The organism is Blautia sp. OM07-19, assembly GCF_003481595.1.
Lineage (GTDB): Bacteria > Bacillota > Clostridia > Lachnospirales > Lachnospiraceae > Blautia_A > Blautia_A intestinihominis.
Map to the genome: position 1 here is coordinate 28,696 of NZ_QULA01000026.1, position 21,544 is coordinate 50,239.

At 43.9% G+C, this 21,544-nt stretch carries 24 protein-coding genes and 1 tRNA gene; 1 reads left to right on the top strand and 24 read right to left on the bottom strand.

From position 1 onward, the window contains the following. Positions 1 to 130 precede the first annotated feature (130 nt). The 23 genes from DXC01_RS15005 to DXC01_RS15105 form a co-directional block, all read right to left on the bottom strand. Positions 131 to 553: an RNA polymerase sigma factor gene (locus DXC01_RS15005; protein ID WP_062807137.1), complete on the bottom strand. Its 423-nt coding sequence runs from the start codon at positions 551 to 553 to the stop codon at positions 131 to 133. After that, positions 543 to 1,193, bottom strand: a complete 651-nt coding sequence (locus DXC01_RS15010; protein WP_062807136.1) for a sigma factor-like helix-turn-helix DNA-binding protein — start codon at positions 1,191 to 1,193, stop codon at positions 543 to 545. Before DXC01_RS15010 ends, DXC01_RS15005 begins: the two co-directional genes overlap by 11 nt. Positions 1,194 to 1,362: 169 nt before the next feature. After that, complete coding sequence (locus tag DXC01_RS20350; RefSeq protein WP_015543441.1) at positions 1,363 to 1,512, bottom strand: hypothetical protein; 150 nt, start codon at positions 1,510 to 1,512, stop codon at positions 1,363 to 1,365. Positions 1,513 to 1,626: 114 nt separating this feature from the next. Continuing rightward, positions 1,627 to 1,983 carry a helix-turn-helix domain-containing protein gene (locus tag DXC01_RS15015; RefSeq protein WP_082809054.1) on the bottom strand — a complete coding sequence of 119 codons (357 nt, stop codon included), beginning with the start codon at positions 1,981 to 1,983 and terminating at the stop codon, positions 1,627 to 1,629. 110 nt (positions 1,984 to 2,093) lie between these two features. Then, positions 2,094 to 2,432 (bottom strand): DUF6050 family protein, encoded by a 339-nt coding sequence (locus DXC01_RS15020; RefSeq protein WP_062807135.1) that lies wholly within the window; start codon positions 2,430 to 2,432, stop codon positions 2,094 to 2,096. Between the two features lie 6 nt (positions 2,433 to 2,438). Further along, on the bottom strand, positions 2,439 to 3,614 hold the full coding sequence (locus DXC01_RS15025; RefSeq protein WP_062807134.1) for a DUF6017 domain-containing protein: 1,176 nt from the start codon (positions 3,612 to 3,614) through the stop codon (positions 2,439 to 2,441). Then, positions 3,595 to 4,500 carry a ParB/RepB/Spo0J family partition protein gene (locus tag DXC01_RS15030; protein WP_118670092.1) on the bottom strand — a complete coding sequence of 302 codons (906 nt, stop codon included), beginning with the start codon at positions 4,498 to 4,500 and terminating at the stop codon, positions 3,595 to 3,597. Before DXC01_RS15030 ends, DXC01_RS15025 begins: the two co-directional genes overlap by 20 nt. Continuing rightward, positions 4,493 to 5,269: a ParA family protein gene (locus DXC01_RS15035; RefSeq protein WP_062807132.1), complete on the bottom strand. Its 777-nt coding sequence runs from the start codon at positions 5,267 to 5,269 to the stop codon at positions 4,493 to 4,495. Before DXC01_RS15035 ends, DXC01_RS15030 begins: the two co-directional genes overlap by 8 nt. Positions 5,270 to 5,286: 17 nt before the next feature. Further along, positions 5,287 to 5,451, bottom strand: coding sequence for a hypothetical protein (locus DXC01_RS20355; RefSeq protein WP_176483947.1), 165 nt, complete (start codon positions 5,449 to 5,451; stop codon positions 5,287 to 5,289). Next, the gene (locus tag DXC01_RS15040; RefSeq protein WP_062807131.1) at positions 5,438 to 5,905 is read right to left on the bottom strand and encodes a DUF6075 family protein; all 468 of its coding nucleotides are present in this window, start codon (positions 5,903 to 5,905) and stop codon (positions 5,438 to 5,440) included. Before DXC01_RS15040 ends, DXC01_RS20355 begins: the two co-directional genes overlap by 14 nt. Positions 5,906 to 6,133: 228 nt before the next feature. Beyond that, positions 6,134 to 8,155, bottom strand: coding sequence for a lysine--tRNA ligase (lysS, locus tag DXC01_RS15045; RefSeq protein WP_118699207.1), 2,022 nt, complete (start codon positions 8,153 to 8,155; stop codon positions 6,134 to 6,136). A 33-nt stretch (positions 8,156 to 8,188) separates the two neighbouring features. Further along, complete coding sequence (greA, locus tag DXC01_RS15050; protein WP_022215319.1) at positions 8,189 to 8,671, bottom strand: transcription elongation factor GreA; 483 nt, start codon at positions 8,669 to 8,671, stop codon at positions 8,189 to 8,191. A gap of 191 nt (positions 8,672 to 8,862) precedes the next feature. After that, entirely contained in the window at positions 8,863 to 9,831 is a 969-nt protein-coding gene (gene dusB / locus DXC01_RS15055) for a tRNA dihydrouridine synthase DusB (protein WP_118699212.1), read from the bottom strand. A gap of 9 nt (positions 9,832 to 9,840) precedes the next feature. Further along, positions 9,841 to 10,203, bottom strand: a complete 363-nt coding sequence (locus tag DXC01_RS15060; protein ID WP_022215321.1) for a DUF6145 family protein — start codon at positions 10,201 to 10,203, stop codon at positions 9,841 to 9,843. A gap of 29 nt (positions 10,204 to 10,232) precedes the next feature. After that, the gene (locus tag DXC01_RS15065; RefSeq protein WP_118699208.1) at positions 10,233 to 11,039 is read right to left on the bottom strand and encodes a biotin--[acetyl-CoA-carboxylase] ligase; all 807 of its coding nucleotides are present in this window, start codon (positions 11,037 to 11,039) and stop codon (positions 10,233 to 10,235) included. Then, positions 11,036 to 12,037, bottom strand: a complete 1,002-nt coding sequence (argF, locus tag DXC01_RS15070; RefSeq protein WP_022215323.1) for an ornithine carbamoyltransferase — start codon at positions 12,035 to 12,037, stop codon at positions 11,036 to 11,038. The genes DXC01_RS15065 and argF overlap by 4 nt, the downstream gene beginning before the upstream one ends. Positions 12,038 to 12,070: 33 nt before the next feature. Continuing rightward, positions 12,071 to 13,012, bottom strand: a complete 942-nt coding sequence (locus DXC01_RS15075) for an SPFH domain-containing protein (protein ID WP_022215324.1) — start codon at positions 13,010 to 13,012, stop codon at positions 12,071 to 12,073. A 1-nt stretch (position 13,013) separates the two neighbouring features. Next, entirely contained in the window at positions 13,014 to 13,454 is a 441-nt protein-coding gene (locus DXC01_RS15080) for an NfeD family protein (RefSeq protein ID WP_022215325.1), read from the bottom strand. Between the two features lie 35 nt (positions 13,455 to 13,489). Beyond that, the gene (locus tag DXC01_RS15085; protein WP_118699209.1) at positions 13,490 to 14,266 is read right to left on the bottom strand and encodes a TrmH family RNA methyltransferase; all 777 of its coding nucleotides are present in this window, start codon (positions 14,264 to 14,266) and stop codon (positions 13,490 to 13,492) included. Between the two features lie 66 nt (positions 14,267 to 14,332). Continuing rightward, entirely contained in the window at positions 14,333 to 15,325 is a 993-nt protein-coding gene (gene pfkA / locus DXC01_RS15090) for a 6-phosphofructokinase (RefSeq protein ID WP_022215327.1), read from the bottom strand. Between the two features lie 88 nt (positions 15,326 to 15,413). After that, the gene (locus DXC01_RS15095; RefSeq protein WP_118699210.1) at positions 15,414 to 18,881 is read right to left on the bottom strand and encodes a DNA polymerase III subunit alpha; all 3,468 of its coding nucleotides are present in this window, start codon (positions 18,879 to 18,881) and stop codon (positions 15,414 to 15,416) included. A 24-nt stretch (positions 18,882 to 18,905) separates the two neighbouring features. Then, the gene (locus tag DXC01_RS15100; RefSeq protein WP_022213226.1) at positions 18,906 to 19,748 is read right to left on the bottom strand and encodes a CvfB family protein; all 843 of its coding nucleotides are present in this window, start codon (positions 19,746 to 19,748) and stop codon (positions 18,906 to 18,908) included. Positions 19,749 to 19,770: 22 nt separating this feature from the next. After that, complete coding sequence (locus DXC01_RS15105; protein WP_118699213.1) at positions 19,771 to 20,475, bottom strand: acyl-[acyl-carrier-protein] thioesterase; 705 nt, start codon at positions 20,473 to 20,475, stop codon at positions 19,771 to 19,773. Between the two features lie 187 nt (positions 20,476 to 20,662). Here DXC01_RS15105 and DXC01_RS15110 point away from each other — a divergent pair, with 187 nt between their 5' ends. Then, a complete protein-coding gene (locus tag DXC01_RS15110) occupies positions 20,663 to 21,241 on the top strand; it encodes a GNAT family N-acetyltransferase (RefSeq protein ID WP_118699211.1) in 579 nt (192 codons plus the stop codon). Positions 21,242 to 21,278: 37 nt separating this feature from the next. Here DXC01_RS15110 and DXC01_RS15115 read toward each other — a convergent pair. Next, positions 21,279 to 21,350: transfer RNA gene (locus DXC01_RS15115), tRNA-Gln, on the bottom strand. Positions 21,351 to 21,544: the final 194 nt, after the last annotated feature.

Below are 21,544 nucleotides of genomic sequence, written 5' to 3' on the forward strand. Positions count from 1 at the left end.
TTCAATTTTTAAGGGGTATTATTATCTCGAATTGAAAATAGACATTTGCCCCTTCACTAACCGCATGTGTGAAAGGGCAAAAATTAACCTGTTTGAAAAATTTTTTAGAAATTTTTATTCCAACATTGTTTTATGTGTTTTCCAGTTGTTCTTTTAACTTCTCCAATACTTTCTTCCTCCGGTTTCTAATCGTCTTTGGGCAGCACCCAAAATACTGTGCTGTTTCTTTTACTGTAAATTCTTCAAAAAACAATAGCGTTATCAGTTCCGCATCCTCTTTAGTCAAATATCCCAGAGCTTTTTCCAGTTCCCGTATTTCTGACAATCTGATAACGATTTCTTCCGGTGATACTACCGAAAAAGAGCAGTCATAGCCTTTTTCCTGTAATTCCTCCATACTGCATACTCCATGCCTCTGCATTTTTTCAACCTGGTATCTTTCTTTTCTTCCAGCCTGATACCAGGCCAGATATACTGCCCTGGTAACTTCCACAAGCGTATCATTTACACGCAGCATATAGCGTTGTCTTTCTTTTGGCTTTTTACCAGGCATACTTCCAGTCTCCTTTTTCCAATGCTCTGGCAGAGTCATCCGAATTATTCCGCATTTTCTGCATTGCCTGTGAAATACACTTTGATACTGCCGGAACTGTAATACCCAGTTCATGCGAGACTTCTTTTTGTGTCTGCTGCTGAAAATAAATACGCTGTATCATCTGTCTTTGTCGCTCTGTCAGCAGATTCATCAACTCCCTGACTGTTTCCTCTGCAATGATTCTTTCAAGCAGACATTGTCCTTTATCTGCCAATTCGCACCATTCTTCGGAAATACAGCTATACGAAATGCAATTATTATGTTCTCGTGTTTCCCTGTTTCTCCACAGCCGGTCTTCGCCTTCTAATATCAGCCTTACATACCAGGGTTGATCATCAAAAAAATTCTCCTCAACAACTGCTATTTTTCTTTCTGCTTCATACACATAATCTCGACAGGTAAATAACGGAAAAACCGTTGCATAGTCCCCCACACAATAGAGAACATATCCGGTCTGATATGCGATAATTTCCGCACAATCCATCAACCTTTGCTTCGCAACTGCTACATCGTTTTCTCTTAAATATTTAGCGGACGGAACCTTTCTTCTTTCTTCCCTGTTACTTACAACCTGTTTCAATTCCTGCAATGTAAGCATAATTACCACCTTTCTGCCTGTTGGCAACAGGTGCCCATCAGCAGAAAGGATAGGATTTTTACTGATCAACTGACAAAAAGGGCAGTAAAACACAGCTTCCGGTACACCCGTTTTTTTTAACGAGAGCCTGAAACTTCCTTACTGCCCTTTCTAATAGTTACAATATTCTCTACTTTATTTTCCGTCTGATGCCAGGATCAGACTTCTTGGCATTTCTTTCTGCTTTTATGTTCTTTTCATTTTCCATCAAAACAGAATAGTCTCCCATTGCATCATAAGGACACTGCCTCCGATAAAGCAAATTTTCTTCCCTTGTCATCAATCCTATCTCCCTTCTTTATCTCTCTGTTTTCCATTTTAACAACACAGGATTCTATTATCCTTAGCATATATGGGGAGTTTTTTTATTTTGCACCCCATATATGGTGAAATTTCACCTGTATTCATTAAAACTGTCTATTAGAGAATCTATGGTCTGCATGATAATTTTCTGCTCTTTCCATTCCATCTTCTGAATCCGGCAAAGCACTTCCTGAATTGATTCCTGCTTCTCTGTACCGCCTCCCTCTTTTCCCAGCAGGAGATTGGCATCCGTTTCCAATATCTCAATTATCTTCCTGAAAATCTCAACAGACATTGCCGTTTGACCACCTTCAATCCTGCTGACCGTATTGACACTGATACCTGCTTTTTCCGCAAAAGATTCCTGTGACAACTTCATTTCCTGCCTGCGTTTTCTGATTCGTTCTCCCAATTCAATAAGTTCTGTGGAAATTGCACGATTGCTCAATACGGTGTCTCCTTTCCTGCAATTTGTTCCAACTTTACGCCATTGTGTCGCAAAGTTTCCCGAAAAAAAGCAGCTAATTTTTGTCTTAGCTGCTTTTCAAAAAATCTATTTCATTTTATTCTCGGTATTTTATGTATCCCTGTAAGAACTGTAATCAGAAAAACGCAGAGATAAATGATTGCCTGTCCAATCATTGCCAGAAGAACGATGCTTCCGATCAATCCTCCGATCAGAAGATTCATTGTCCATACTGCCAGCGTGCCTCCGAGGTCAAAACCTCTTGGAACCATCCAGACACACATTTTTCCAATTCCAAACGGTATCCCCATCAGAAGTAACAGCAAGAGATAATTGCACTTCCCATCCTGGATGCAAAACGGTCTTAATACTGCAAACAATACCGCAACCACCAACACTGGTGCTATCACTTTTTTAATCATCTTCTTCATGTTCCTTTATCCTCCATACATATCGTGATTAACCTCTGCCTGATAATAGCTGTTTATCGTTGCCGGGGCATTATACAGGGCGGTCAGAAGATAGGCTTTAATATTCCCGACCTTGGTTGTATTTCGATTCAGACAAAACAGCACGTATTCGATATGCGAATAGTTCAGTTTCATAAATCTGCTTTTCACCAAAGCAACTGGTTTTTCTACTCCTGCAATACGAATCATACTATCCTCCGGCATCATCATAACTTCAATTATCAGTTCTACCAGTTCATCTACATCTTCCTTGGCATGATATTGATAATCTATGTTTTCGTGAATCACTTCACGATATGCTCTCATCTCCTCCATCACATCTTTTTTCTTTGGGAAATTATTTGATGTGATTGGATAAGATTGATTTATCTCAGTTTCACTAATATCAGTCTTGTTAATATCAGTATTATTAGATTGTGATTTCGGGTATTCTGGATTTGTGATTTCCACTATTCTTGAATGATGATTTTCACTATTTTGGAATTGTGATTCTGGAAATTCTGGATTTGTGGTTTCCACCATTCTTGAATTGTGATTTTCACTATTCTGGAATTGTGATTCCCCATAATCCTGAATTGTGGTTTTCACTACTCCTGAATGATGATTTTCACTATTCAGAGAAATGCCTGTTTTCCCCTTGTTTTCTGCTTCTTGTTGCAAATTTGCACATTCCTTATGTCTTTCCTGTTTCGATTGCAAATCTGCAATTTTTTTATGATCTTCCTGCTCAGATTGCGAATCTGCACAGCTACCTGTCGGCTTTTGATCTGGAACCTCTCTGATCATAAAATTTTTCACATAAATAACATTCGGTTTTCCCAGTCCCAGACGTTTCTTCTCTATCAATCCAATCCCATTACTGCTGTCCAGCTCTTTTACCAGTTTCACTGCCTTTTGAGTTCCACAGTTCATCAACTCTGCAATTTCTTCCACAGTGAAGATAATGTATACTCTGTCCTCTGAATCCAGCCATCTATTTTTAATGCTCAGGCTCATACGGTCCAGCATCAGACCGTATAATACCTTTGCTTCGCAAGAAAGAGTTTTAAAGCATGGTTCTGTAAACAGCACTTTAGGGACACGATAGAAGCTGTATTGTTCCGCTTCCATCCCTGTAAAATAATCAAACTGTATCTTCTGCATCTGCTACTCCTTCTCTGTTTTCTTTCCATTTATCCAAAAGCATGAAAATGACTTCTTCTATCTGTTCTTTAGAATACGTCTCTGGAAAATAATTGCCGATTTTCTTTGCCGGAAGCGTCACATTGATCTTACTGCTTTCCTTTTTTAATAAAACAGCATAGATATAACTCTGGTTTAATTTTCCGTTTGCACTGCACTCTTTTAACTGTTCTGCCTGTTGCTTTGTCGGAAAGATGCTGCTGTTGGCAATCACTTCCAGAAGCCACTCCTGTTCCTCTGGCTTCAGATAAGACAGCTTTTCTCCCACAATCATGGGAATTTTATTATTGTCCACATATTTTAGCAGGGCATCGGATAATGCTGCCAGACGGATATATCTCTGTACAGTTCTGCCACTGTCCCCGGCAGCTTCCCCAACCATATCTGCTGTATATTTTTCACCTTTGCTTCCCTGATGCTTCATTGCATCATATTTCATCTTATAAGCATGAGCTTTTTCACTTGGCAGTAGGTTTTCACGCTGAATATTAGAATCAACCATAATAATGACTGCTTCATCATCCGTATAATTTCGGACAAGAGCTGACATGGTCGTCTTTCCGCACAGTTCACAGCCTCTTTTTCTTCTGTGACCGGAAATCATCTCGTATCCACCCTCGGATCGAGGTCTTACCAGTGCAGGAGTCAAAACACCATATGTTTTAATGCTCTCTACGGTTTCAGCCATTTTTTCATCATCGTTTACATGAAACGGATGATTTTTAAAGGGATAGAGCTTTGCCAGATCTATTTCCACAACCTGGTTCATACTCTTTTCCGGTGTTTCCTCTAATCCCAGTAATTCATCATAAGAGGTAAGCTGAATATCTTTTTTCGGTCTACGCATGTTTCAACACCTCCTGAACCAGTTCCAGATAGCTGTCTGCCCCCTTGCTTTTTCCATCATAGGCAAAGATACTTACACCCTCCGATGCTGTTTCTGCAAGGCTTTCTGTTCTCGGAATCGTCTGCTCAAAAATCTTAATGTCACTTCCGTATGTAGTTTTGATTGCCTGTTTGTTTCTCTTTGCATTATTGTAACGGCAATTATCCATTGTGAATAAAATACCTTCTATCTGTAAATCCGGGTTGAACCTCTGATGGATTCCCTTAACTACTTTCAGTAATTCCATGAGTCCATCTGCCGCATAATATTGTGGCTGCACTGGAATCAAGACACTATCTGCTGCACTCAAAGCATTGATTGTCAGCATTCCCAGGGATGGCATACAGTCAATCAGAATATAATCATACTCGTCCTTCAGCAAGTCCAGATATTCTTTCAACACTTTTTCTCTGTCCTCTATTGTAAATAAGGACATATCCATTCCGGCGAGCAATTTATTGGACGGAATCAGGTCAACACCCTCTTCATGGTGCAGAATTGCTTCTTTCGGATCAAATTCCAGTCCCATGATAATGTTCTCCATCATACTCTTTAATGTTACCTTGAGATTTTTAGGAAATCCCAATCCCATTGTCAAATGCCCCTGTGAATCAGCATCTACCAGCACTACTTTTTTCCCTGACTTCACCAGTCCGGCTCCCAGATTGATTGTTGTCGTTGTTTTGGCTACTCCGCCTTTCTGATTTGCAATAGCAATTACTCTACACATATATACTTTCCTCCGATTTACTCTTTTTCTTCTACTTCAACATAAACACGAAAATATTTGCTTGTCCCTTTGTTCGCATAAGCCTCTGATACTTCCAGAACATTCAGTTCCTTATGTTTTTCCAAAATACGACGGAACCATTGAATATCCTTTAAAGTACCCTGTAATCTAATTTTCAGCATATATATCCTCCCAGTCTTTGTAAAAACAATACTCTGGATAACGGATTTTAATGGCTTCCCAGAAATACCGGGCATATCCGCAGCAAAACAGATCTTCTACGGTATAATACTGACACTCTTTTAACTGATCTTCCTCTGCCTCATAATCTCCGACACTTGGTGTTCCATTGCAGTAAAGATTAAATGCCATGCGGACGATTCGCAAACTTCCACTGGTCTGCCATCCTTCCTGCAGGCATTCCGTTTTTACACATCCAGTTTTAAAATTATAGATTTTATCCACATTATTTCTTGTGTCTCTGTCGATACCCAGGCAATAAACCAAAGCCTGATGATAGACATCCTGATATCTGCATTTTTCCAGATATTCCATATAAAATTTTTCGTGTTCCTTGCTCTTGAAAGTAATTGTGCAAGAATTGCTATTCTCTGCTCTTAACGCTGTGTTTGTCATTGCTTCTTCTCCTTTAAACTGTTATTTTTACTTTAATTTGGATTTCGACTACAACAAAAAAGGACACTTCCCTAAAATTTCTCTTAGGAAAATGTCCTTGCGATACATTTATAAAGTTCAATTCATAAGCACAACAACGTAATATCAAGTGTTATCACGTATTATACAACAAAAATTTGTTGTACTTCTGTTGTAGTATGCAACTTTTACAAACACATTTTTTGATTTTTAGTATAACTTCGCACCAGCCGGGATATGGTCATCAACCATCAGAAGATGAAGTTTTTCTTCTCCTTCTTCTTCGTGAATTGCACTAAGTAACATTCCACAAGAATCAATTCCCATCATAGCTCTTGGCGGCAGGTTTGTGATAGCAATCAGTGTTTTTCCAACCAGTTCTTCTGGCTCATAATAAGCGTGAATACCGCTTAAAATGGTACGATCTGTGCCTGTTCCATCATCCAGAGTGAACTGTAACAGCTTCTTGGATTTCTTAACAGCTTCACATGCTTTTACCTTTACAGCTCTAAAATCCGACTTACTGAAAGTATCAAAATCAACCATTTCTTCGAATAACGGCTCAACTTTTACCTTGGAAAAATCAATCTTCTCAACTGTCTTTGTTTCCTGTGCTGCATTGTTTGCTTCGTTCTTTGCTGCGCCCTGTGACTTCATTGTCGGGAACAGAAGTACGTCTCTGATTGCCTGGCTGTCTGTCAGGAGCATAACCAGGCGGTCGATTCCGTATCCGATACCACCTGTAGGCGGCATACCGATCTCCAGTGCGTTCAGGAAGTCTTCATCTGTGTGGTTTGCTTCCTCATCGCCTGCGTCAGCAAGGGCATCCTGTGCTTTGAAACGCTCTCTCTGATCGATCGGGTCGTTCAACTCGGAGTATGCGTTGCACATTTCCCATGTGTTGATGAAAAGTTCGAAACGCTCTACCTTAGTAGGATCAGAAGGTTTCTTCTTTGTCAGCGGAGAAATCTCGATCGGGTGATCCATGATGAATGTCGGCTGGATCAGCTCTTTCTCACAGTATTCTTCGAAGAAGAGGTTGATGATATCACCTTTCTTATGACGCTCTTCATATTCAATATGATGCTCAGCAGCAAGTTTCTTAGCTGCTTCATCATCTGCTACTTCGTCAAAATCGATTCCTGCATATTTCTTGATCGCATCGTTCATGGTCAGACGCTCAAACGGCTTGCCAAGGTCGATCTCGATACCATTGTAGGAAATCTTTGTGGAACCACAAACCTTCTCAGCCAGATAACGGAACATGGACTCTGTCAGTTCCATCATTCCCTCATAATCTGTATATGCCTGATAAAGCTCCATCAGAGTGAATTCCGGGTTGTGACGGGTATCAACACCCTCGTTACGGAATACACGGCCGATCTCATAAACTCTCTCAAGGCCACCAACGATCAGTCTCTTGAGGTAGAGTTCCAGAGAAATACGAAGTTTAACATCTTCGTTCAGTGCATTGTAATGTGTCTCAAACGGTCTTGCAGCGGCACCACCTGCGTTGGAAACCAGCATTGGTGTCTCAACTTCCATGAAGTCGCGTCCTGCAAGGAAGTTACGGATCTCTTTCAGGATCTGGGAACGTTTGATAAATACTTTCTTGCTGTCCTGATTCATGATAAGGTCTACATATCTCTGACGATAACGTGTATCTGTATCTGTCAGTCCATGGAATTTCTCCGGAAGGATCTGTAAACTCTTGGATAACAGAGTCATTTTCTCTGCGTGGATAGAGATCTCACCAGTTCTTGTTCTGAAAGCAAAACCTTCCAGTCCGAAGATATCACCGATATCAGATTTCTTGAAATCTGCATAAGATTCTTCTCCGATCGCATCTCTTGCTACATAGACCTGAATATTGCCCTGCAGGTCCTGGATATTACAGAAAGAAGCTTTACCCATGACACGCTTGAACATCATACGTCCGGCGATAGCTACATGGATCGGGCTTGCATCCATGATCTCTCTTCTTTCTTCATAGTCCTTCTTGAGAACTTCTCTTGCCTGTGCTTCATCAAGACCTTCCACATCCGGAGTCTCGCGGTCCTTTAAGAGCTCTGCCTCATGTGCTTCGTAGAGTTCTTTTACCTCAAGTGAATGATGTGTCTGGTCAAATTTTGTGATCTGAAACGGGTCCTTGCCATTTGCCTGCAGGTCTGCAAGCTTTTCACGACGAACCTTCAGCAGCTGGTTTGTATCCTGCTTCTTCTGCTCTGCCACTTCTTTGGCCTCCTTCTGTCTTTTGCTTGGTTATTAGATGTTTCTCTGGATCTCCAGAACTTTGTATTTCATGATTCCCATTGGCATTTCTACTTCTACAACATCGCCTGTATGAGCACCGATCAGGGCTTTTCCTACAGGAGACTCGTTGGAGATCTTGCCTTCAAGGCTGTTAGCCTCTGTAGAACCAACAATCTTTAATTCCATATCTTCATCGAATTCATAGTCATGTACTTTGACTTTGCATCCAACATTGATTCTGTCAAGATCAACTTCATCCTCTACAACAACTTCTGCATTCTTGAGGATCTTCTCGATCTCTTCGATACGAGCCTCGATATCTCTCTGCTCGTCCTTTGCAGCATCGTACTCAGCGTTCTCGGAAAGGTCACCCTGTTCTCTCGCTTCTTTGATCTTCTCTGCTACTTCTTTTCTTTTGACAACTTTTAAATCGTGCAGTTCGTCTTCCAGTTTCTTAAGACCTGCATATGTTAATAAATTCTTCTTTTCTTCCATAATCCTTACACCCTTTCAAAATAGACGGATATTCATTGGATATATACTCCCAGAACAATCATACCTCAAAAAGGGCAGACTTATTCTAGGATATTCACAATTCCTGTATTATACCGAAATCCATATGCCTTGTCAAGCGTAAAACAGTTGTATTTCCTGGCGATTTCGGACGTTATTTACCGTTTCTCTTTTTACCTGTTTTCCAGCTCATGATCCAGCAGCTTCTCAAGTTCTTCATAGCTGCTCACCAGATTGGAATCCCGCCTCAGTCCGGCACTGTGTCTCATCCCTGATGTGTACCATGCGATATGCTTACGCATCTCACGGATTCCCGTGAATTCACCTTTCAGTTCGATCTGCATTCTTGCATGGCGGAGGATCATTTCGCGGATCTCATCCCAGGATGGCCGCGGAAGCAGTTCTCCTGTTGTAAAATAATGGTTCATCTCACGGAAGATCCATGGATTTCCTCTCACGGCACGGCCGATCATTATGCCATCGCAGCCTGTTTCTTTTACCAGGGCTTCTGCTTTCTCTGGTGAATCCACATCACCGTTTCCAATGACAGGGATCGATACAGCTTCTTTGATCCTGTGGATCGTATCCCAGTCCGCCTCACCAGCATAGTACTGCTGTCTTGTCCTTCCATGGACTGCAACTGCTGCCGCACCGGAATCTTCGATGATCTTTGCAATCTCTACAGGATCAACAGGATATCCTTCAAATCCAATACGGATCTTCGCTGTGACCGGTTTCTTTACTGCGTGAGAAACTTTGGTCACGATCTCTCGGATCAGATCCGGGTTTTTGAGAAGTGCGGAACCTTCGCCATTATTGACTACCTTCGGAACAGGGCATCCCATGTTGATGTCCAGAATGTCAAACGGCTGCTCCTCAATGCTTTTTGCAACCTCTGCCATCAGATCCGGTTCGCTTCCAAAAATCTGCATGGAAACCGGATGCTCTGCCGGATCGATCTGCATGAGAGAAATTGTATTTTTGTTATGGAAAGAAATCGCCTTCGCGCTGACCATCTCGGTACACAGAAGTCCTGCACCCTGTTCTTTGCATAACAAACGGAATGGCAGGTCTGTCACGCCTGCCATCGGAGCCAGGATAAATGGATTCTGCATTTCAACCTGGCCAATTTTCCACTGCATCTTCATAATTTACTCCTCGTTATCCACATGTTCCACAGATTCTTCCATATCTTCTCCGAGGAAAAATACACGATAGTACATCTCAAGAGATTCCAGGAGCTCTCTTTTCTCTGACTGAAGCTGTTTGATCTTCAGGACACTTCCAATTTCGTCATATCTGAAATCAGAATCCGTCGCTTCTGTCTTGAACTGCAGATTTCCGTTCTCATCAAACTCCAGTGTCAGGATTCCGCCGACATCCTCTGTATATAATACACACATGACCTGCAGTTCCTGCTTGATCGTTTCCGGAAGGGATGCAAAATCCTGATTGAAATAATATTTCTGCTCATAGGCACTTGCGCCGCAGAGCACAACATTTTCCTGATACATAAAATATATAACTCCTTATAAATAAAATATCATACGTAACTGTAAAGTCCTCTTACGGAGACTTCTCCTGAGCATACCTTTCGGATCGCGCCGTCTGCGACTTTTACCAGAAGTTCGCCCTCTCTGTCGATTCCGATTGCGATTCCTTCATACGGGTTCAGCTTGTCCAGGATACGCACCGGCTGACTTCTGTTTGCCAGCATTGCATTATAGTCATCAAGCATAAGAGACAGATCACAGGTTTTTACAAACTTCTCGTAGTTCTTCTCGAATTTCTTCATGATCAGCCCGATCACACGGTTTCTGTCGTATTTCTTTCCAGTTTCCAGATAGAGAGAAGTTGCCTTGTCTTTGAGGTCGTCCTGGATCTCCTCCAGATTTACATTGATTCCGATACCAATGATCACCTCTCGGGTCTTTCCGTTTTCGAGGCCCATTTCTGTCAGGATCCCGCAGATTTTTTTGCGGGAAACGACAACATCATTCGGCCATTTGATGGAAACTTCGACATCCAGTTCCTTTACTGCCTGCGCCACGCTCAGCCCCATGACAAGTGTCAGCATGGAGGCATACTGTGGCTCAAACTCAGGTCTCAGAAGGATAGACATCATAACAGAACTTCCTTCCGGGGCTGTCCAGCGTCGTCCGAGGCGGCCCTTGCCTGCTGACTGGAATTCGGTAACTGCCAGTGTTCCATGCTCAGCACCTTCTTTGGACATACGCTTGCACCATTCATTTGTAGAATCTGTTTCTTTCGCAAAATGGACGGTTTTGCCCGCCCATTTTGTGTGTATCTCATCTGAAATTGTTTCTTTTGAATATACAGTATTTATCATTTGTTCTCCGGCTCTCCAAGAGTAGCTACCATAACTGCTTTGATCGTATGCATACGGTTCTCAGCCTCGTCAAATACATGGGACTGCTCAGATTCAAATACTTCATCTGTAACTTCCATGTCTGTCAGGTTGAAACGCTCACCCATTTCCTTACCGATCTTTGTCTTAAGGTCATGGAATGCAGGCAGGCAGTGAAGGAAGATTGCTTTTTCTCCAGCGTTTTTCATGACGTCTTTTGTTACTTTGTATGGAGTCAGTTCTCTGATACGCTCTTCCCATACTTCGTCCGGCTCACCCATGGATACCCATACATCTGTGTAGATAACATCTGCATCCTTGGTTCCTGCTTCAACATCCTCTGTCAGAGTGATGCTTCCGCCGGAAGCCTCTGCGTATGTCTTGCAAAGATCTACAAGTTCCTGATTCGGGAAGTATTTCTTTGTTGTGCATGCAACGAAATGCATTCCCAGTTTGGAGCATGCGATCATCAGTGAGTTACCCATGTTGTAACGGGCATCTCCCATGTATACAAGACGACGGCCTTTGAGATCTCCGAAATGCTCACGGATCGTCAGCATGTCAGCCAGCATCTGTGTCGGATGATATTCATTTGTCAGACCATTCCATACCGGAACTCCTGCGTATTTGGCAAGTTCTTCGACGATCTCCTGTCCGAAACCTCTGTATTCGATTCCTTCGTACATTCTTCCGAGAACTCTTGCTGTATCTGCGATGCTCTCTTTCTTGCCGATCTGAGAACCGGTCGGGTCCAGGTATGTACTGCCCATTCCAAGGTCATGAGCAGCTACTTCGAATGCACAACGTGTTCTGGTACTTGTTTTTTCGAAGATCAGGGCAATGTTTTTGCCTTTGTAATATTCATGAAGCTCTCCGGCTTTTTTCTTTGCTTTTAACTCAGCAGCCAGGTCGATCAGGTATGTGATCTCCTCCGGTGTAAAATCTTTGAGTGTCAGAAAATTACGTCCTTTTAAATTCATGATAATCTCTCCTCTTCCTCGTAGTTTCTGTATTTAATTCTGTGATTTTGGTTCTTCTGTGATGATCTCCTTAAGGGAGGAAGCAAGCCCTGCCACCCCCTGGATCTCTGATGGGATGATGATCTTGGTCGCTTTGCCGTCGGCTGCTTTGGCGAATGCTTCAAGACTCTTCAGTGTGAGAACTGCCTGGTCTGCACCAGCCTCACGGATCATTCGGATTCCCTCGGCATTTGCTTTCTGAACTTTAAGCACAGCTTCTGCCTGGCCTTCGGCTTCTTTGATCATTTTTTCCTTCTGTGCTTCTGCACGGAGGATCGCAGCCTGTTTCTCTGCTTCAGCATCCAGGATTGCAGATTCCTTGTGACCTTCTGCAACAAGAATCGTGGATTTCTTCTCACCTTCTGCACGAAGGATCGCTTCTCGTCGTTCACGCTCTGCTTTCATCTGTTTCTCCATGGCTTCCTGAATGGCAGCCGGTGGAATGATATTTTTGAGCTCTACACGGTTTACTTTGATTCCCCATGGGTCTGTCGCAACATCCAGAGAAGCACGCATCTTGGTATTGATCGTCTCACGGGATGTCAGTGTCTCGTCAAGTTCCATGTCACCGATGATATTTCGCAGTGTTGTCGCAGAAAGATTCTCGATCGCCATGATCGGATTTTCCACACCATAAGCGAATAACTTCGGATCTGTGATCTGGAAAAATACAACAGTATCGATCTGCATGGTTACGTTATCCTTGGTGATAACCGGCTGCGGTGGAAAATCTACTACCTGTTCCTTCAGATTGACACGTCTTGCAACACGATCGATAAACGGTGTCTTAAAATGGATTCCTGTATTCCAGGTTTCCTTGTAAGCACCAAGACGCTCTACTACCATCGCATATGCCTGCGGCACGATCCGAACACAGGATGCAAGCACCCACAGAACGATCACGATAATAACAACTAAAAAAATAAGTCCGCCCATACTACAATTCCTCCTTACATTTTTTTACGATCAGTTTCACTCCTCGAACTGCTTCGATCTCTACTACTGATTCCTCCGGAATTTTCTCTCCATCGGATTCCGTTCTTGCCATCCATTCGATATCGTTGATACGAACCTGCCCTGTCTGGGACAAATTGTCGATTTTCTGAATGACGACGGCTTTCTTGCCGATCAGGCTATTCACATTTGTTCTGGGAATTCCCCGTTTCATATATCTGACAGCAAGCGGTCTGGTAAAAAACAATAATACCAGGGATACTGCCAGAAACAACAGCCACTGTGTGACAGCACCTGCGCCTGCCCCGGAAGCGATCGCTGCTGCCAGCGCACCTCCTGCAAACCAGACTGTTACCAGCCCCACCGTTGCTGCTTCTATGATCAGAAGAACTGCCAGAATCCCAAGCCACAACAAAAGATCCATAGGCCCTCCTTCCGGCTATAAAATAATACAGCCTTTTAGTTTCTGCGCTGCCTTGCCGCTTCGTACATAAGGATTCCCGCTGCCATAGCTGCGTTGAGTGATTCCACCTGTCCACACATTGGGATCCGGATCAGGCAATCGGCCGCTTCTGCCGCCTGGTCGGTGAGACCCTTGCCTTCGTTTCCGATGAGAAATGCAGTTCCACCTTTATAGTCTTCCCTGTCATAAGAATTTTTTCCCTGTAAATGTGCGGCAAAAAAACGGATTCCTCTGTCCTGAAGCTGCTGCTTTAATGATACCACATCTTCTACATATAAAAAAGGGATTCTGTACACAGAACCCATAGTTGCACGGATCACCTTAGGATTCGTGATATCCACACAGGTCTTTGTAAGAAAAACGCCGCTGACTCCTGCGCCTTCGCCGGTTCTTATGATTGTTCCGGCGTTGCCCGGATCCTGAAGATCTTCCAGCACCATGATCAGTGGATTTTTTTCCTTCAGAAGATCCTGCATCTGGTAGGATGGCTGTCTGAGAACTGTAAGGATTCCCTGCGGAGTCTGTGTATCACACATCTGCCGGAAAACGCCGTTCTCTACGGATTCCCAGGAAAATCTGCGGACTTTTTCCATGACTTCTTCGTCGTCGAGCATGAATTCTGCCACATAGATCTTGTCGATCAGATTCTCCGGTGCTTCCAGAAACATCTTTCTGCCTTCTGCGACAAAAAGTTTCTGTTCTCGTCTTGCCTTCGCCTTCTGATTTAATTTTATGATATTTTTGACCTGTGTATTCTGTGCACTGGTAATCATAATTTCTCCTTTAATCTGAAACGGAGACCGCCTGACGGTGGCCTCCGCTGTAAAATACACGTTATATTATTTCTTATTGTAATTATGAGAAAGAGAATTACATACCTCCCACATGTACGGAGATACGTCTTTCTGCATGGCAAGAGCTTCGTTGATGTCGAAGTCCATAAATTCACCATGACGATATCCTACAACTCGACAGGATTTGCCTGCAACCAGAAGGTCTACTGCAAGAGCTCCCATCATAGATGCATATACACGGTCTTTACATGTCGGGTTACCACCACGCTGCATGTGTCCAAGAATTGTAGCACGAGTCTCGATACCTGTTGCAGCCTCGATACGTCTTGCCATTGCCTCAGAATGTCCGATACCCTCAGCATTAACGATGATGTGATGTTTCTTTCCTGCTTTACGGCTTGCGATGATGTTGTTGATCAGTTTCTGCTCGTCGTAATCGTATTTCTCAGGGATCAGAACGTCCTCTGCACCGTTTGCGATACCGCACCACATAGCAAGGTATCCTGCATTACGTCCCATAACCTCGATGATACTGCATCTCTCATGAGAAGTAGAAGTATCACGAACTTTGTCGATTGCTTCCATAGCTGTGTTAACTGCTGTATCGAATCCGATTGTATACTCTGTACAAGCGATATCCAGGTCAATTGTACCAGGAACACCGATAGTGTTGATGCCAAGATTAGCCAGCTTCTGTGCACCTGCAAAAGAACCGTCTCCACCGATAACTACCAGTCCATCGATTCCATGTTTCTTACAGATCTCAGCACCTCTCTGCTGTCCTTCCGGTGTACGGAACTCTGCACATCTTGCTGTGTAAAGAATTGTACCGCCTCGTTCGATTGTATCAGATACGTCTCTGGCAGTCATATCAACGATTTCTTCATTCAGAAGACCGTTGTATCCTTTATAAATACCTTTGACATTAAGTCCGCTGCTGAGACCTCTTCTTACAACTGCACGAATTGCAGCGTTCATTCCTGGAGCATCACCACCACTTGTGAGTACGCCGATGGTTTTTATCTGTTTCTCTGCCATGATTCTTTCCTCCATCTCCAGATTCCCATATAATAGGAAATCTTAGTTATCTGTTCTACACATATTCGTTGTATAGTGTAAAGCATTTTTAGAAGTTTTTCAATACTCTTTCCACAACTTTAACATTGGATTCCCCATATTTTTTCTTGAGTTCACTCAGAATTTCTTCGTTGCTCCGGATGCAGAAGGCTGCCGGGAGGCGCTTCATTGCTTTGACGTCTTTCAGATAGATGACGACGGCTGAAGTTCCTGAGGCGGATTGCAGGAAACTCTGGAGTTCTGCTTCTGCCGCACTGTACTCTGCTTTATCCTTAAACTGTATCCAGATCTCTCTCGGAATATCCTCAAAAGAATGGACTTTTTCGAGGATCAGTTTACTTGGTCTGTCATCTTCTGCGTTGACGCGGCCCTGGATGAAGACTCTGGCATCATCGGTGATCAGCGTCTGCCATTTCTCGTAATCCCGTGGAAAAACAACGACTTCCACGGTTCCTACAAGGTCTTCCACTGTCAGAAATGCCATGACCTTGTTATTTCTCGTATATTTGATCGTTCTCTCCGTGATCATTCCGCCTATGATAACCTTCTGACCATCATATACCTTCGGGATCCCGCTCTCTTCATCCGGCTGGAAATCAGTTGTTTTGGCAGAGATCATCTTGTCCATGATCCCACGATATCCTTCCAGCGGATGCCCGCTCAGGTAAATTCCAAGAACCTCTTTTTCAAAGGCAAGAACCATCTCTTTGTCATACTCTCCGACATTCGGCATCCGGATCTCGAAATCCTTCTTGTCTTCATCACTGACCAGATCAAAAAGACTCATCTGCCCCGCAAAAGAATTCTTCTTCTCCTGCGCGATACTGTCCACGATCTGACCATAAACATTCATCTTCTGGCGGCGGTTGCCTTCCAGACAGTCCAGTGCTCCGGCCTTGATAAAGTTCTCGATAGCTCTCTTATTGACAATTCCTGTCAGTCTCTCAATGAAATCCTTGAGCGAGCGGTACGTTCCGTTCTTTTCCCTCTCCTCTACGAGAGCATTGATGACCGGACGTCCCACACTCTTGATTGCAGAAAGTCCATAACGGATCGCACCATGGTCGACAGAAAATCCATAAATTCCACAATTCACATCCGGTGGCAGAATGCTGATCCCCATCTGACGGCAGACCTGGATATACTCAGCCACCTTGTTCGGCATTTCTATAACGGATGTCATGAGCGCAGCCATAAATTCCACCGGATAATAATATTTCAGAAAAGCAGTCTGATACGAAACCACCGCATACGCAGCCGCATGCGATTTATTGAACGCATACTTTGCAAAATCGATCATCTCATCGTAGATCTTGTTTGCAACCTGCTCAGAAATACCATTTGCAATACAGCCCGGAACGCCCTCTGCTTCATTTCCATAAACAAAGTTCTGGCGCTCTTTTTCCATTACTGCGGCTTTTTTCTTGGACATCGCACGGCGCACCAGGTCGCTTCGTCCAAGCGTGTAACCTGCCAGATTACGTACGATCTGCATAACCTGCTCCTGATATACGATACAGCCATATGTCGGCTTCAGGATCGGCTCCAGCTGCGGGCAGTCATACTGGATCGTATCCGGATGGTTCTTGCCACGGATATACTGCGGGATAAAATCCATCGGACCCGGACGGTACAGGGAAATTCCCGCGATCACATCCTCAAGACTCTGCGGCTTCAGTTCCTTCATGAAGTTTTTCATACCCGCACTTTCCAGCTGGAATACACCGTCAGAACGTCCCGTTCCCAGTGAATCAAGTACTTTTTTGTCATTATAATCAATCTGCTGCATATCAAGATGAACACCAGTATCCTGCTCGATCAGATGCACTGCATTCTGGATAACCGTCAAAGTACGAAGTCCCAGGAAATCCATCTTGAGAAGTCCCAGTTCTTCCAGCGTTGTCATCGTAAACTGTGTAACGATCGAACCGTCCTGCGCCCTCGAAAGCGGCACATACTCTGAAACATCCTTCTGGCTGATAACAACACCTGCCGCATGCATGGAAGTATGACGCGGCAGTCCTTCCAGTCTCCTGGCAGTATCGATCAGGTCATGGATCTCCGGCTGGTCCTCATAAGTTTTTTTGAGCTCCGGATTCATCTTGAGAGCCTTGTCGATCGTGATATTCAGCTCCTGCGGGATCATCTTGGCGATCGTATCGACCTGTGCATACGGAAGGTCCATCACACGGCCTACATCACGGATAACACCCCGCGCCGCCAGCGTACCAAAAGTAACGATCTGAACCACGCAGTCATCGCCGTACTTACGGCGAACATAATCAATCACTTCCTGTCGTCTTTCGAAACAGAAATCCACGTCGATATCAGGCATGGAAACTCGTTCCGGATTCAGGAAACGCTCAAACAGAAGGTCATAACGGATCGGGTCAAGCTGTGTGATCCCAAGCGTATAAGCAACCAGGCTTCCTGCCGCAGAGCCACGTCCCGGTCCTACCATAATGTCATGATCTCGCGCATACCGAATAAAATCCCACACGATCAGGAAGTAATCCACGTAACCCATGTTTTTGATCGTGGAAAGCTCGTAATTCAGGCGTTCTTTCAGCTCTTCGGTCACTGGCTGGTAACGCTCTTCCAGCCCTTTGAAACAAAGTTCATTCAGATATTCCCAGGAAGTATATCCCTCCGGAACATCAAATTTTGGCAGTTTGGTGACACCAAACTCAATCTCTACATGACACCTCTCTGCAATCTTATGCGTATTCTCCAGAGCCTCTGTCGCATAAGGAAAAAGCCTTTCCATTTCCTCCGGAGATTTTACATAATACTGCCCGCCATCATATCGCATTCTGTTTTCATCGGACAGTTTCTTACCTGTCTGAAGGCACAGCAGTACATCGTGCGGCTGTGCATCCTCTGCCAGTGTATAATGAACGTCATTGGTCGCAACCAGTTCGATCCCTGTCTCACGGTGCATCTTGAGCAGCTGCTGATTTACATTCTGCTGCTCGGGAATTCCATGATCCTGCAGTTCCAGGAAAAAGTTTCCCTTTCCAAAAATATCCTGGTATCTCAGTGCAGCCGCTTTTGCATCCTCATACATCCCTCTGGTAAGAAATCTCGCCACTTCACCCGCAAGACAGGCACTCAGAGCGATCAGACCTTCATGATATTTTTCAAGAAGCTGCAGATCCACACGCGGTTTATAATAGAAACCTTCCACGAAACTTTTGGACACGATTTTCATCAGGTTCGCATAGCCCTGGTTATTTTCTGCAAGAAGAACAAGATGGTAATAACGATCATCTCCACTCCCGATCTCACGGTCAAAACGGGATCCCGGAGCCACATAAACCTCGCAGCCAAGGATCGGATTGATCCCTGCTGCCCGCGCCGCACGGTAAAAATCGATCACACCATACATAACTCCATGGTCTGTGATCGCAGCACTGTCCATACCAAGTTCCCTGACTCTGTTCACATACTCCTGGATCTTGTTGGAGCCATCCAGAAGGCTGTATTCTGTATGAACATGAAGATGTGTAAAATTCATATTTTTATCCTTTACTATGCCCAATTACTTAACAATGTAGATACGGCGGTCTTTGATCTCGATCTTGCCTTCTTTGAGCAGATGTCCTACCGCACGTTTAAATGCATTTTTGCTCAGACCGAACTCTCTGCGGATGACTTCCGGTGAAGCCTTGTCATCAAATGGAAGAACTCCTGCAAATTCTTCGATAATGCTGAACACACTTTCTGCATCTTCATTGATCTGAATATATGCTTCCTCACGATCGCTGACATCCATTTTTCCATCTTCTTTGACCTTGGTCACACGAAGGTCAAGGACAGTTCCCGGGCGGTATTTTCCTTTTGCCTCTCTTGCCGGGATCAGCGCAGAATATTTATTATCTACAGCAACAAAAACACCGAAGTTATCGCTGATCTGGTAAACTCTGCCCTTCACGCGGTCGCCCTCTTTGTAAGGTGTCTCTTGGGAAAGATACGGATAAACTTTCATTGTTGCACAAAGTCTGCTGCTCTTGTCCACATAAACAGCAACCAGGCATTCCTGTCCCTCAAAGATCCTTGTTGTCTGCTCATGATATGGAAGCAGAAGATCCTTCTCCAGCCCCCAGTCCAGAAATGCACCGATCTTTGTCACCTGTTTTACTCTGAGAAGTCCTGCTTCTCCAACTGTCAGGCGCGGCTCATTTGTAGTTGCGATCATTCGATCCTGTGAATCCTTGTAAATAAAAACTTCCAGCTTGTCACCGGCTTTTGTACCTGCCGGAACCTGCTTTGCAGGAAGAAGTACCTGATGTTTGGTATCTGCGTTCATATCTTCTGCCAGGTATACACCGAAATCTACTGTTTTTACTACCTGCAGCGTCTGTTTTTTTCCTAATTCGATCATAAAAATCCTCCAATGTTTTTTATTACATAAACTCTACAATTGCATATGGTTCACTCTTCTGGTCATTCAGAAGAATCGTTGTCTTTGTGTCTTCCACAGCGCGCGCCGGGCAGATCACATCGTGAAGTCTTGCCTGCTGCTTATATTCTGCGCGCATCTGATGGATTCTGAAATCTGCCGGCAGATAATCCATCGCCATCTGGACGTACTGGCAGTTATTTACATGATGATTCGTGTCCAGATGATGCTTCTGCACAGCAAAAGCCTCCTGCTGCTCATACTCGCCCGGCAGTTTGATCTTGCGGGGTGCATAGTCCATATCCAGTTTTGGTTCCAGCCCGTATGCCGCGGTATCGCACTCCGTCAGTTTGACAGGAAGCCCGTTTTCCGCATTGATATAGGTCCAGTACGTATTGGCATAGGCGAGCCGTTCTCCACCCTTTGTTTCCATGCAGAAATTACGCATTCCCAGGAAACTCCGAAATCCATACGCCCAGGTCGAAGTGGTGATTTCTTCTCCCAGATACGGATAGCGGTCCACGATCACCTGCCATGCGGATAATACCCAGAATCTTTTCCATTCCCTGAGGACTTCCATTCCAAGACCTACTTCTTCCGACTGAAAAGTACTGCAGTCCTGAAAATAATTCAGAACTCCCGGCAGTGTTAACAGACCATTTTCTCCGATTTCACTGTAGCGGACTCTCCCGCTGAAACTGTATGCCATATATATCCCCGCTTTCATTTCTCCTGCTGAATAGTTACCAAAATCTATAATTATTTCTCAGTAAACTTTACCATTTCCCGTTTTTATTTGCAACCGTCAGAACAACACATTTTTTCCTCTGTTATTTTTCCTTTCAGGTGCTATAATCATGATAAAATATTTAAAGGAAATCAAGGAGGAACCTTTCATGTCATCTGATGAAAAAATCACGATCCGCACCGCCAGGGAATCCGATGCCCCGGCTCTTCTCGCGATCTACGCACCTTATGTCGAAAACACTGCCATCACCTTTGAATACGATGTGCCATCTATAGAAGAGTTTACATCCAGAATCCACCATACTCTGGAAAAATATCCATACCTCGTCGCAGAAAAAAACAGCCAGATCCTTGGCTATGCCTACGCCAGCCCGTTCCACGAGCGTGCCGCTTACGACTGGGCTGCAGAAACTTCGATCTATGTCGATCAGAACTGCAAGCACATGGGAATCGGCAGACTCCTGCACGATGCTCTGGAACAGACACTCAAAGCTCAGGGAATCCTCAACATGAATGCCTGCATCGCCTATACACCTTCCGCCGATGCTCATCTGGATAATAACAGTGTTGAGTTTCATTCACATATGGGATACCGTCTTGTGGGAGAATTTTATCAGTGCGGTTACAAATTTGATACCTGGTATAATATGGTCTGGATGGAAAAACAGATTGGAGAACATCACAAAAACCAGCCTGCTCCGATCGCCTTCAAAGAGTTTCATAAATAGGCAGAAAAAAAGCACCTCATCTGAGGTGCTTAAGTAGCAGGGCTACAAGGATTCGAACCTTGAACTGACGGAGTCAGAGTCCGTTGCCTTACCGTTTGGCGATAGCCCTTCATTCATTCGCTTGCGTTTTTTATTTCTTATCGCTCGCGACGAATGTTATTATATTACAGGGTTTCAAAAAAATCAACCCCTTTTTTTAATTTTTTTTAAAAAATTTTGATTTTCCTGAAAACCCGCATAAAATCACAATGTCATTAACTTTATCAAAAAGCAGAAATCGTAAGCATTTATAAAACTATGATT